We start from the raw sequence: 12,959 nt of genomic DNA on the forward strand, positions 1-12,959 counted from the left end.
CGCCAAGGCCGCCCCGGCCAAGGCCGCCGCCCCGGTCGCTCCTCCGACGCTGTCGCTGGACGGCCGTCCGGAACAGCGCGTGCCGATGAGCCGCCTGCGCGCCCGCATCGCCGAGCGCCTGCTGCAATCGCAGCAGGAAAACGCGATCCTGACCACGTTCAACGAAGTGAACATGCAAGCGGTCATCGACCTGCGCAGCAAGTACAAGGACAAGTTCGAAAAAGAGCACGGCATCAAGCTGGGCTTCATGTCGTTCTTCGTCAAGGCCGCCGTTGCCGCCCTGAAGAAGTACCCGCTGATCAACGCCTCGATCGACGGCAAGGACATCATCTACCACGGCTACTTCGACATCGGCATCGCTGTCGGCAGCCCGCGCGGCCTGGTTGTGCCTATTCTGCGCAACGCCGACCAGCTGTCCATCGCCGACATCGAAAAGACCATCGCCGACTTCGGCCGCCGCGCTGCCGACGGCAAGCTGGGCATTGAAGAAATGACCGGCGGCACCTTCTCGATCTCCAACGGCGGCGTGTTCGGCTCGATGCTGTCGACCCCGATCATCAACCCGCCGCAATCGGCCATCCTGGGCGTGCACGCCACCAAGGACCGCGCCGTGGTGGAAAACGGCCAGATCGTCATCCGCCCGATGAACTACCTGGCCCTGTCCTACGACCACCGCATCATCGACGGCCGCGAAGCCGTGCTGGGCCTGGTCGCCATGAAGGACGCCCTGGAAGATCCGCAGCGCCTGTTGCTGGACCTGTAATCTCGACGCCCCGGCCCGGCGCCCACCCGACCCCAGGGTCTTGCGGCGCCCCGGCCGGCTCCTTGCCGGCCCGCAGGGCGGGGCGTGTTCCACTCAATACCTCATCGCGAGAACACTATGTCCAAACAATTTGACGTCGTCGTCATCGGCGCGGGCCCCGGCGGCTACATCGCCGCCATCCGCGCCGCGCAGCTCGGCATGTCGGTGGCTTGCATCGACGCCTGGCAGAACGGCCAAGGCGGCCCGGCACCCGGCGGTACGTGCACCAACGTCGGTTGCATCCCGTCCAAGGCGCTGCTGCAATCGTCCGAGCACTTCGAACAAGTGAATCACCACTTCGCCGACCACGGCATCGAAGTCAAGGGCGTCAGCCTGAAGCTCGACACGCTGATCGGCCGCAAGAACACGGTGGTCAAGCAGAACAACGACGGCATCCTGTACCTGTTCAAGAAGAACAAGGTCACCTTCTTCCACGGCAAGGGCGCGTTCGCCGGCCAGGTGGAAGGCGGCTGGTCCATCAAGGTCACCGGCACCTCCGAGGAAGACCTGGTCGCCAAGCACGTGGTGGTCGCCACCGGTTCGTCGGCGCGCGAGCTGCCCGGCCTGCCGTTCGATGAAAAGGTCGTGCTGTCCAACGACGGCGCGCTGAACATCGGCGCCGTGCCGAAGACGCTGGGCGTGATCGGCGCCGGCGTGATCGGCCTGGAAATGGGCAGCGTGTGGCGCCGCCTGGGTTCCGAAGTCACCATCCTGGAAGCGATGCCGGAATTCCTGGCCGCCGCTGACGGCCAAGTGGCCAAGGAAGCCCTGAAGGCCTTCACCAAGCAAGGCCTGAACATCCAGATGGGCGTCAAGATCGGCGAGATCAAGGCGACCGCCAAGTCCGTCACCGTGCCTTACGTCGACGCCAAGGGCGCCGAGCAGAAGCTGGTGGTCGACAAGCTGATCGTCTCGATCGGCCGCGTGCCCTACACCGGCGGCTTGAACGCCGACGCCGTGGGCCTGAAGCTCGACGAGCGCGGCTTTGTTGCCGTGGACGGCGACTGCAAGACCAACCTGCCGAACGTCTGGGCGGTGGGCGACGTGGTGCGCGGCCCGATGCTGGCGCACAAGGCCGAGGAAGAAGGCGTGGCGGTTGCCGAGCGCATCGCCGGCCAGCACGGCCACGTCAACTTCGACACCGTGCCGTGGGTGATCTACACCTCGCCGGAAATCGCCTGGGTCGGCAAGACCGAGCAGCAACTCAAGGCCGAAGGCCGCGAGTACAAGGCCGGCAGCTTCCCCTTCCTGGCCAACGGCCGCGCCCGCGCGCTGGGCGACACCACCGGCTTTGCCAAGGTGATCGCCGATGCCAAGACCGACGAGGTCCTGGGAGTGCACATCGTGGGCCCGATGGCCTCGGAGCTGATCTCGGAAGCCGTGACCATCATGGAATTCCGTGGCGCGGCCGAAGACATCGCCCGCATCTGCCACGCGCACCCGACGCTGTCGGAAGCCGTGAAGGAAGCCGCATTGGCCGTGGACAAGCGCGCGTTGAACTTCTGATACGCGCATAGCCGATGCAAGACGGGGGCGGGTTCGCGGATCCGCCCTTTTTTCATTCTGCTTTACCTGCTCCCACATGAACGTCAGCGAATACTACGAACACGCCCTGGCCGAACGCGGCTACCAGCCCGACGAAGCCCAGAAAAAGGCGATCGACCGGCTGCAGCGCTATTTCGACGAATGGGTCAAGTTCAAGTCGATGCGCTCGAACGCGCTGAAGAAGCTGCTGAACCGGCCCGACGTGCCGCGCGGCGTGTACCTGTGGGGCGGAGTGGGCCGGGGCAAGAGCTTCCTGATGGACGCTTTCTACGCCACCGTGCCCGTGGTGCGCAAGACGCGCCTGCATTTCCACGAGTTCATGCGCGGCGTGCACCGCGAACTCGAAGAAGTGAAGGGCATGCAGGATCCGCTGGACGAAGTGGCCAGGCGCGTGGCCAAGCGCTATCGCCTGATCTGCTTCGACGAGTTCCACGTGTCCGACGTGGCCGATGCGATGATCCTGCACCGTTTGCTGTTCAAGCTGTTCGAGTACGGCACGTCCTTCGTGATGACGTCCAACTACGAACCCTCGACGCTGTATCCGGACGGACTGCACCGCGACCGCATCCTGCCCGCCATCCAATTGATCCAGGCGCGCATGGACATCATGAACGTGGATGCCGGCGTGGATTACCGCCGCCGCTCGCTGGAACAGGTGCAGTGTTATCACACGCCCCTGGACGAGCATGCGCGGCAGGCGCTGCAGGAAGCCTTCAACAGCCTGGCGGATACGCCGCCGCAGGATCCGGTGCTGCACATCGAGCATCGTGAGATCAAGGCGTTGGCGCTGGCGGGATCGGTGGTGTGGTTTGACTTCGCCACGCTCTGCGGCGGCCCGCGATCCCAGAACGACTACCTGGAACTGGCCAACCGCTTCCATGCCGTGATCCTGTCCGACGTGCCCCGCATGGGACCGCGCCAGGCTTCCGAAGCGCGCCGTTTCACTTGGCTGATCGACGTGTTCTACGACCACCGCATCAAGCTCATCATGTCGGCCGAGTGCGAGCCCGAGGAAATCTACACCGAGGGCGCGCTGGCCAATGAATTCCACCGCACCGTGTCGCGCATCCTGGAAATGCAGTCGCGCGAGTACCTGGAGTCGGAACGCCGCCACACCGTGTCGTTGTAGCCGCGCCGCACCCGCCCGGATTTTCCGGGCGAGTCCTGCTTGAAATTGGTAATACAAGTCATTATCAATTAAGATTTGGAGACTTCTGGCCCAGCACCGCAGTTTCCAACGTGTCCTCCCCCTTCCTGTCCGCATCGGCCGCGCGCCCCGACGCTTGTGCTGCGCCCGTCGATGGCCTGTATCGCGATCACCGCCCCTGGCTGTTCGGCTGGCTGCGCCGCAAGCTCGGCTGCGAGCATCGCGCGGAGGACCTGGCGCAGGACGTGTTCCTGCGGGTGATCCAGGGCCGCAAGGCGGTGCGCGCGGGCGAAGCGCGCGCGCTGCTGACCACCATCGCGAAGGGCCTGGTGGTGGACCACCAGCGGCATGCAGCGCTGGAATGGGCATACCTTGCCTACCTGACCGCCATTCCCGAGGCCTACGCGCCGTCTCCCGAAGAGCAGGCCGAACAGCTGCAATCGCTGGCGCGGCTGGACCGCTTGCTCGATGGACTGCCGCCGAAGGCCCGTTCCGCATTTCTGCTCTCGCAGCTCGACGGGCTGACCTATCCCGAGATTGCCCGGCGGCTCGACATTTCCTTGAGTTCCGTGCAGCAGTACATGGTGCGTGCCATGACCGCGTGCTACGCGGCATTCGATGACTAGCGCCGCCGATCCGGTGGCGGACCAGGCGATCGCCTGGTGGGTGCGGCTGCAGTCCGGCTTGGCCGGTGTGGGCGAGCGGCAGTCGTGCGAGGCATGGCTGGCGCAGGATCCCGCCCACCGCCGGGCCTGGGACCGCCTGCAGCGCATCAGCCAGGATGCGCGCCTTGTGCCGGCCGCGTTGGCGCATTCCGCGCTATCCGCGCCTCGGTCGAATGGACGCCGCGCGGTGCTACGCGGATTGCTGGCTATCGGCGGCACGGCCGTCACCGGCTGGGCGGGCTACCACCATGCACCGTGGCAACGCTTGGCCGCGGATCTCAGCACCGGCGTCGGCGAGCGGCTGGCGGTCGCGGTGGCCGATGGGCTGCATATCACCTTGAACAGCGACAGCGCGGTGCGCTTGCACTTGCAGGACGGTGCCCGCGGCATGGACCTGCTGCGTGGCGAAGTATTGGTGCGGACCGAGATGCGGCCCGCCATGGCGGCGCTGCGCGTGGACACGGGGCACGGTGAACTGCGGGCGGAACTAGCGCGCTTTGACTTGCGGCGCACCGACGAAGGCGCGCGCGTGGGCGTGTATGAAGGCAGCGTCGTGCTGCTGCGCGCCGGCGTTGCGACGCACGCGGAGGCGGGTGAACGCCTGGCATTCTCGGAGCACGGCGAAGTCGGCCGCCATGCCTCCGACCCGGACAGGCTGGCCTGGACCGACGGTCTGGTGGTGGCCAAGGACTGGCGCCTGGACTACTTCGCTCAGTACCTGGCCCGCCAGCGCCTGGGCATGATCCGGGTGGATCCGGCGGTGGCCGGCCTGCGCTTGTCGGGCGTGTTCCCGCTGGACGACGCCGAACGCGCGCTCAAGGCGCTGGAGCCTGCCTTGCCGATCCGCGTGACGCGGCATACGCAGTACTGGCTGCAGGTTGGTCCGCGCGAGGCTTGAGCGTTACAAATTTTTTTGCCTGCGGCTTGCAGGTTTTCGGATCCCGTACGGAAGGCAGGGATAGATACCACCGTACAGGGAGAGTTTTGTGTCCGCTTCATCTCATTCGCGCTTGCGCGCCCACTTGTCCGCCGGCCGCATTGCCGTGCTGGCCGCCATGTGCGCGGGCGGGCTCGCTGCTGGCATGCCGCAGGCCTGGGCCCAGCCGGCGCCCGCAACCGCGAACGCACCACGCAGTTACCAGATCGCCGCCGGTCCCTTGGCCGACGCCTTGACGCAGTTCGCGCGCAGCGCCGGCGTGGTCCTGTCGTTCGATCCCGCACTGGTGCGCGGACGCCGCTCGGAAGGGTTGTCGGGCGCGCACTCGGTGGGCGCGGGATTCTCCCGCATCCTGGCGGGCAGCGGCCTGCAGGCGCGCGCGCAATCGGGCAATACCTGGACGCTGGTGCAGGTTGCTGCGTCCGCGGGCGACACGCTCACGCTGGCGCCGGTGACGGTGTCGGGCATGGCCGACAGCGCGATCACGACGGTGGGCTACGTGGCCACGGTGAGCGCCAGTGCCACCAAGACCGACACTCCGCTGATCGAAACGCCGCAGTCGGTATCCGTCGTCACGCGCGAGCAGATCACGGAGCAGGGCGCGCAGACGCTGAACCAGGTGCTGCGCTACACCGCGGGCGTGGCCACGGAATCGCGTGGCGCCACCGCCACGCGCTTGGATCAGTTCAGCGTGCGCGGCTTTTCCGCATCGTCCTACCTGGACGGCCTGCGGGTCTTCGGCGGTCGTGACGCCTTGCCGCAAGTGGACACCTATCGCCTGGAGCGCGTGGACGTGCTGAAGGGGCCGGCTTCCGTCATGTACGGGCAGGGCGGTCCGGGCGGCGTGGTCAACCAGGTCAGCAAGCGCCCGCTGGAAGAGACGCTGCGCGAGGTCGAGGTGCAGGTCGGCAACTACGACTACCGTCGCGCCAATTTCGATTTCGGCGGTCCGGTGGATGACGAAGGCAAATTCCTGTATCGCCTGGTCGGCTCGGGCTATATGTCCGACGGCCAAGTCAAGGACACCAAGGAGCGCCGCTACTTTGTGTCGCCGGCCTTCACCTGGAAGCCCAGCGGCGACACCACGCTGACCGTGCTGACCAACTTCCAGCGCGATCCTGACATGGGTTCCTACGGCAGCGTGTCGGCCATGCGCACGCTGCTCTCGGCGCCCGACGGCATCCGCCTGCCGGCGGACTACTACGACGGCGACGCCAATTTCGAAAAGAGCGACCGCAAGAGCTATTCGCTGGGCTACGTGCTGGAGCATCGCTTCAACGACACCTTCAAGGCGTCGCAAAGCCTGCGCTGGACGCGTTCAGAGGCGCAGTACCGCAGCATCTACGGGGCGATGACCAACAATTACGGCTACACCGACAAGACCTACCGCTACCAGCAGCGTTCGTCGATCGCGACCGACGTGGACGTGGGCGCGCTGACCCTGGACAACAACCTGCAAGCGCGCTTCAACACCGGCCGCTTCGCCCATACCGCGCTGCTCGGTTTCGACTACCAGCACGTCAAGACCGACACGCTGTCCGGCTTCGGCACCGCGCCCGCGCTGGATGTGCTGAACCCGGATAACCACCAGAACATCCCGGCGCCGGCGTTCTCCACGGACGCGACTTCCAAGCAATACCAGGCCGGCCTGTACTTCCAGGACCAGATCAAGATCGACCGCCTCTCGGTGCTGCTGGGCGGCCGCTATGACTGGTCGCGCACCGTGGGCGAGACCACCACGATCGCCACCGGGCGGGTCGCGCCTTCCTCGCTGAACGCGGAGAAGTTCTCCGGCCGCCTGGGCGTGATCTACAACTTCGACAACGGCGTGGCGCCTTACTTCAGCTACTCGGAATCGTTCGAGCCGCAATCTGGAACGGGTTGGCAGAACACGCCCTTCAAGCCGATCGAAGGCAACCAGTACGAGGTCGGCATCAAGTACCAGCCGCCGGGCAGCGCCACGCTGCTGTCGGTCGCGGCATTCGACATCCGCCGCGAAAACATGACCACCACCGATCCGGATCCGACCCATATCTGCGGCACGGCCGGCGGACGCTGCTCGATCCAGGCGGGCGAGCTGCGCACCCAGGGCATCGAACTCGAAGCCAAGACCGAGCCCATGCGCGGGCTGACGCTGGTGGCGGCGTATTCCTTGATGGACAACGAGTACTCCAAGGCCTATCCCAACGCCGCGGGCCTGAACCTGAAGGGCAAGGCGCCGGTGGGCGTGCCTTCGCAGCAGGCCTCCGCCTGGGCCCGCTATCAGCTGCAGGAAGGTCCGTTGGCGGGCATGGGCGTGGGCGGCGGCGTGCGCTACATCGGTTCCTCGTACGGCAACGAAACCAACACCCTGAAGGTGCCGTCGGTCACCCTGTTCGACCTGATGCTGGACTACGACCTGGGCCGAGCATCGCCCGCGCTCAAGGGCATGCAGGTGGCGCTGAACGTGCAGAACCTGTTCGACAAGGAATACATCGCCTCGTGCTCGGGCGATTCCTGGTGCTGGTACGGCTATCAACGCTCCATCAAGGCCAGCCTGCGCTATCGCTGGTAAGGCGCATGGCTACTTCGAAGTGAGAATGGTTATAATTTAAACCCCTCTGAGTCGGGCCCAGGCCGCGGGGCAGGCCCGATCCAGTCCTATAAAGGAAATCAACAATGACATTCGCAAGAACCTTGGCCGCCATCGCCCTGCTGGGCACGGCGGGCGCCGCGCAGGCGCATTTCGTTTGGCTGGAACGCAGCGCCGAGGGTCCGGCCAAGGCGTATTTCGGCGAATGGGCCGACGACCTGCGCGAAAAGCGCGATGGCCTGCTCGGCAAGATCATGGTTGCGCCGGTGGTGACGGGCGCTGACGGCAAGGCGCTGAAGGCTGCGGGCGAGGGCGCGGATTTCCTCGAATTCGCTGCGGCGGGCAAGGGCGATGTGCGCCTGCGCCAGCCCTACCAGTTCAAGGACACCCTGGTGCAGTACGGCGCCAAGGCTGGCCGCGCGGACACCGAGGGCAAGCTGGACCTGGAGCTTGTGCCGGTTTCGGCCGAGGCCAACGCCTTCGTGCTGCAGTTCAAGGGCAAGCCGCTGGCCAAGACCGAAGTCACCGTGTTCGGCCCGCCCAAGTGGGAGAAGCGCTTCCACAGCGATGAGAACGGCCGCATCGAAATCACCACGCCCTGGCCCGGCCAGTATGTGCTCGAAGCCGCCCATGTCGAAGACAAGGCCGGCGAGGCCGACGGCAAGGCTTACGCCAAGATCCGCTACGTATCCACTCTGACCTTCAACGTTTCCCAGTGAAAGCTCCCGCTGCCGGCGCAGGCATGATGCGCTACCGTCTGGCCGTCTTTTCCAGGGCGGCGGCCGCCATTTTGGGCGGTTATGTGCTGGCGTCGGCCGCTGCGGCCTGCCTCGCCATCTGGCTGCCCATGCGGCGGCCGGACGCCGTGGTCACGGCGCAGATGCTGTCCTTCGTGTTCTACGCCTGCGGCGTGATCTGGGTCTTCGCCACGCGCAACGCCTGGCGCGCCTGGGCCGGCGTGCTGTTGCCCGCCGCGCTGTTGGGCGCGCTGTTCGCGATCGGCCGCGCAACGGGGGCGGCATGAAGGCGAAAGTGGAAAAAGCGCAGGGCGAGGAAGGCCTGCGCCAATCCATGTCCTGGCTGCACACCTGGTCGGGGCTGATCTTCGGCTGGGTGCTGTTCGCGATGTTCCTGACCGGCACGCTGGCGTTCTTCCGGCCCGAGATCACCAGCTGGATGCAGCCCGAGATCCAGGTGCGGCCCGCGCCCGCGGCGCAGTCCGTGGCTGCGGCGCAGCGCTACCTGGGCGAACACGCGCCCGACGCCACGCGCTGGTTCATCACGCCGCCGTCCGACCGCGAGCCGTATATCCAGGTGCTCTACCAAGTACCCAAGCCCAAGCCGGGCGAGCGCGGCTTCGTGCGCGTAAAGCTGGATCCGGCTAGCGGCCAGGCCGTGACCGCGCGCGAGACGCGCGGCGGCGACTTTTTCTACCGCTTCCATTTCGAACTGGAGACGGCCTTTCCGTGGGGGCGCTGGCTCGCCAGCATCGCCGGCATGTTCATGCTGGTGGCCATCATCAGCGGCATCATCACCCACAAGAAGATCTTCACCGACTTCTTCACCTTCCGTCCCAGGAAGGGCGGCCAGCGCGCCTGGATGGACGGCCATAACGCCTTGTCGGTGCTGGGGCTGCCGTTCCACCTGATGATTACATTCAGCGGGCTGGTGCTGTTCATGGCCATGCTGATGCCGGCCGGCATCCTGGCCGTCTACGAGAGCCCGCGGCAGTATTCCGACGACGTCTTCAAGTCCTTCAGGATCACGCCCGCGCGCAACGAGCCCGCGCCGCTGCTTCCGCTCGCGCCGCTGGTGGAGCAGGCGCAGCAGCACTGGCAGGGAGGCCGGGTGGGGCGTGTCACCGTCAACCATCCCGGCGATGCCGGCGCGACCGTGACCCTGGTGCGCGACGCCGCCGATGGCGTGTCGTTCGGCAAGCTGGCGCCGTACATGCGCTTTGACGGCGTCACGGGCGAGCTGCAGGAACGCGAGGACGACCTCGGCGCCACGGCGCGTACTGCCGGCGTCATCGTCGGCCTGCACCTGGGCCTGTTTGCCGAGCCGTTCTTACGCTGGCTTTATTTCCTGGTCAGCATGGCGGGCACGGCCATGGTCGGCACGGGCATGGTCCTGTGGATTGCCAAGCGGCGCCAGAAGGCGCGTCCGGGCGCGCGTGAGGCGTTCTCGCTGCGGCTGGTGGATGCGCTCAACGCCGGCACGATAGCGGGCCTGTTCATTTCGGTCGCCGCGTTTTTCTGGGCCAATCGCCTGCTGCCCGCCGACTTGCCGGGCAGGCAGCTCTGGGAATCGCGCGCGTTCTTTGCCGCCTGGGGCCTGTCGCTGGTCTACGCCTTCCTGTTCCAGCACCGCAAGTGGCGCGACCTGCTGGCCGCCGCAGCCGCCGCCTTGGCGCTGGTGCCGGTGGTCAACGCCCTGACGACCTCGCGCCATCTGGGCGTGTCCCTGCCCACGGGCGACTGGGTCATGGCGGGTTTCGACCTGACCTGCCTGGCCGGGGCGCTGCTGCTGGCCTGGATGGCGCGCAAGGCCGCGCGCGCAGGCAAGGCGGCCGCCAAGGCGCCAATCAAGGGCCGCGCAGCGGCCAAGTCCGCAGCCCAGACCCAGCCCGTCCAGCCCGCCTACGAACCTAGAGGGGATACGCCATGACGCTAGCCGCCTTCTGCCTGGCCTATGCCGGTTTTGCAGCCCTGTGCCTGGGCATGGACCGCCATTACGAAGACCTGTTCGACCGGGCCTTGCCGCGGCGCCACCGGCTGCCTTTGCGCCTGTTCGGCTGGATCGCGCTGGCCCTGTCCCTGTGCGCGTCGGCGGCAGTCTGGGGCTGGAGCTACGGCACGGTCGAATGGATAGGCATCCTCAGCATCGCCGGACTGCTGCTGATCTGGTTCCTGACGTTCCGGCCCCGCGCCGCGCTGACCGCTGGCGGGCTGTGCGCGCTGGCGGCGCCGGTGCTGGCCGTCCTGTAGCCGCGGGCCCGGCAAGTTACACTGGGCGTTTCCTCCAGCAAACGCCTCTTCGCCTCATGAATACCCGCGTCCTTACCGGCATCACCACCTCTGGAACTCCCCACCTCGGCAATTACGCGGGCGCGATCCGTCCCGCCGTTCAGGCCAGCGCGCAGCCCGGCGTGGACGCATTCTTCTTCATGGCGGACTACCACGCCCTCATCAAGTGCGACGACCCCGCCCGCGTGGCGCGCTCGCGCCTGGAAATCGCCGCCACCTGGCTGGCGGTGGGCCTGGACCACGAACGCGTGACCTTCTACCGGCAGTCGGACATCCCCGAAATCCCCGAGCTGACCTGGCTGCTGAACTGCGTCACCGCCAAGGGCCTGATGAACCGGGCGCATGCGTACAAGGCGTCGGTGGACCAGAACACGGAGAAGGGCCTGGAACCGGACGACGGCGTCACGATGGGCTTGTTCTCCTATCCGGTGCTGATGGCCGCGGACATCGTCATGTTCAACGCCAACAAGGTGCCGGTGGGCCGCGACCAGATCCAGCATCTGGAAATGGCGCGCGACATCGCCCAGCGCTTCAACCACCTGTACGGCCGCGATTACTTCACGCTGCCGGAAGTCGTGATCGAAGAGGACGTGGCAACCTTGCCGGGCCTGGACGGCCGCAAGATGTCCAAGAGCTACAACAACACCATTCCGCTGTTCGAGGGCGGCGCCAGTGCGCTGCGCGCGGCGGTGATGCGCATCGTCACGGATTCGCGCGCGCCGGGCGAGCCCAAGGATGCCGAGAACTCGCACCTGTACACGATCTACCGCGCCTTCGCCACGCACGAGCAGGCGGCTGCCCTGCGCAAGCAGCTGGAAGAGGGCATGGGCTGGGGCGAGGCCAAGCAGGCGTTGTACGACCATCTTGAAAACCTGCTGGCGCCCATGCGCGAGAAGTACTTCGACTTGATGGCCAACCCCGGTCGCATCGAAGACATCCTGCAGGCCGGCGCCGCCAAGGCGCGCAAGCTGGCCACGCCATTCATGCACGAGCTGCGCCAGGCCGTGGGCCTGCGCAACCTCGATGCCGCATCGGGCGGCCAGGCCGCGCAGCCCAAGAAAGAAAAGGGCAAGGGCGCGCGCTTCGTCAGCTTCCGCGATGAAGACGGCGGCTTCCGCTTCCGCCTGCTGGCCGCCGACGGCGAGGAACTGCTGCTGTCGCAGCGTTTCGCCGATCCGAAGGAGGCTGGCGCCCTGATGCGCCGCCTGCAGTCGGAACCGGCTGATGCCGTGCTGCAGGCCGACGGGCAAGGCTATGCCGCGATGATCGACGGCGTGGCCGTGGCGGCTGCGCCGGCTGGCGCGCAGGATGTATCCGGCGCCTCGCTGGCGCGCGCGCGCGCCGCGCTGTCGTCGCTGTCGCAGGAATAAGCCCGAGGGGCCGGCGCCAAGCCGGCCCGCAGGTTCAGGCGGAGCGGGCGCTGGCCACGATGCGCCCGTCGCGCACCTGGAAGCGCTGGGCGCTGCCCTGGCCAGCGATTTCGAGCATGTCGCCTTCCGTGTAGCCCGTGACGTTCGGGCAGTCCAGCCATTCTGGATTGATGAACGGAAAGTACTTCAAGGTGCCGCTGCCCTGGCTGGCGAAATCGAAGGTGGTGTTGGCGACCACTTCCGGATCCCATTGGCTGGCGTCGAAAGTCAGCGCGCAACCTGCGCCGATGCGGTAGACGATGCTGGCGCCCATGCTGGCGAACCCCAGCGCGCCGACGTGCAACTGCGCCCCATTGCTCAGTTCGATGACGCGGCTGCCCAGCCGCTCCAGCGTGATGTGCTTGAAGCTCACTTCGGCGCCGTCGACATGCAGATGCGAATACTGGCCCAGGGTGATTTCGCCGTAGACGCCGCTGGCGTTGGCTTCCTTGGCGGTAATGGTTGCCGTTTCATTGGCGGCAAGCGTGATGGTATTGGGCATGGCTGGGCGGATCTCCGGTCGTTCGGGGCAGGGGCTGTTGTTCTTGTGCTGCTTCCCAGGCAGGCGCTACGCACCATGGCTCGCCTGCTTGTGGGGGCTTGTGTCGCCTTGCGGCCTGGTCTTGCCGGTTTTTATTGTTTAGACACAATTGGATATTTTCTATCATTTTTGATAGTTTTGGCTTGAGAGAACGCAAGTAAGCCGCTTCTTTACGGGTAAGCCCTAAGTAAAAAAAACGGCGCACCAGGCGCCGTTTTTCTTGGGACAGGCTCGCTCAGCGTTTGAGCTTGGCGAAAGCGTCCGCCATGGCGCTGTTCATGCCGCCGGCGCTGGCGCCGCCGCGGCCGCCGTCGC

12 protein-coding genes are annotated in these 12,959 nt (G+C 66.3%); 11 read left to right on the forward strand and 1 reads right to left on the reverse strand.

The window, feature by feature from the left end; all coding sequences use genetic code 11:
* The 11 genes from odhB to WBB14_RS15260 form a co-directional block, all read left to right on the forward strand.
* Positions 1-763, forward strand: a 763-nt coding sequence (gene odhB, locus WBB14_RS15210) for a 2-oxoglutarate dehydrogenase complex dihydrolipoyllysine-residue succinyltransferase (RefSeq protein ID WP_424240567.1), incomplete at its 5' end; no start/stop codon positions are given.
* Between the two features lie 117 nt (positions 764-880).
* Positions 881-2,308: a dihydrolipoyl dehydrogenase gene (lpdA, locus tag WBB14_RS15215; protein WP_424240568.1), complete on the forward strand. Its 1,428-nt coding sequence runs from the start codon at positions 881-883 to the stop codon at positions 2,306-2,308.
* Between the two features lie 76 nt (positions 2,309-2,384).
* Positions 2,385-3,476 carry a cell division protein ZapE gene (gene zapE, locus WBB14_RS15220; protein ID WP_424240569.1) on the forward strand — a complete coding sequence of 364 codons (1,092 nt, stop codon included), beginning with the start codon at positions 2,385-2,387 and terminating at the stop codon, positions 3,474-3,476.
* 110 nt (positions 3,477-3,586) lie between these two features.
* Positions 3,587-4,120, forward strand: a complete 534-nt coding sequence (locus WBB14_RS15225; RefSeq protein WP_424240570.1) for a sigma-70 family RNA polymerase sigma factor — start codon at positions 3,587-3,589, stop codon at positions 4,118-4,120.
* Complete coding sequence (locus WBB14_RS15230; RefSeq protein WP_424240571.1) at positions 4,113-5,057, forward strand: FecR domain-containing protein; 945 nt, start codon at positions 4,113-4,115, stop codon at positions 5,055-5,057. The genes WBB14_RS15225 and WBB14_RS15230 overlap by 8 nt, the downstream gene beginning before the upstream one ends.
* A gap of 157 nt (positions 5,058-5,214) precedes the next feature.
* A complete protein-coding gene (locus tag WBB14_RS15235) occupies positions 5,215-7,650 on the forward strand; it encodes a TonB-dependent siderophore receptor (protein WP_424240577.1) in 2,436 nt (811 codons plus the stop codon).
* A 104-nt stretch (positions 7,651-7,754) separates the two neighbouring features.
* Positions 7,755-8,387 (forward strand): DUF4198 domain-containing protein, encoded by a 633-nt coding sequence (locus WBB14_RS15240; RefSeq protein WP_424240572.1) that lies wholly within the window; start codon positions 7,755-7,757, stop codon positions 8,385-8,387.
* Positions 8,388-8,410: 23 nt separating this feature from the next.
* Positions 8,411-8,692, forward strand: coding sequence for a DUF3649 domain-containing protein (locus WBB14_RS15245; RefSeq protein WP_424240573.1), 282 nt, complete (start codon positions 8,411-8,413; stop codon positions 8,690-8,692).
* Positions 8,689-10,335 (forward strand): PepSY-associated TM helix domain-containing protein, encoded by a 1,647-nt coding sequence (locus WBB14_RS15250; RefSeq protein ID WP_424240574.1) that lies wholly within the window; start codon positions 8,689-8,691, stop codon positions 10,333-10,335. The genes WBB14_RS15245 and WBB14_RS15250 overlap by 4 nt, the downstream gene beginning before the upstream one ends.
* Positions 10,332-10,655, forward strand: a complete 324-nt coding sequence (locus WBB14_RS15255; protein ID WP_332016368.1) for a DUF3325 domain-containing protein — start codon at positions 10,332-10,334, stop codon at positions 10,653-10,655. The genes WBB14_RS15250 and WBB14_RS15255 overlap by 4 nt, the downstream gene beginning before the upstream one ends.
* A 56-nt stretch (positions 10,656-10,711) precedes the next feature.
* On the forward strand, positions 10,712-12,064 hold the full coding sequence (locus WBB14_RS15260) for a tryptophan--tRNA ligase (protein ID WP_424240575.1): 1,353 nt from the start codon (positions 10,712-10,714) through the stop codon (positions 12,062-12,064).
* A 34-nt stretch (positions 12,065-12,098) separates the two neighbouring features.
* On the opposite strand, the gene WBB14_RS15265 is transcribed toward WBB14_RS15260, so the two are convergent.
* The gene (locus tag WBB14_RS15265; RefSeq protein WP_424240576.1) at positions 12,099-12,605 is read right to left on the reverse strand and encodes a hypothetical protein; all 507 of its coding nucleotides are present in this window, start codon (positions 12,603-12,605) and stop codon (positions 12,099-12,101) included.
* Positions 12,606-12,959: the final 354 nt, after the last annotated feature.

It is taken from the genome of Achromobacter sp., assembly GCF_049647645.1.
In the GTDB taxonomy this organism is placed as follows: domain Bacteria; phylum Pseudomonadota; class Gammaproteobacteria; order Burkholderiales; family Burkholderiaceae_B; genus Achromobacter.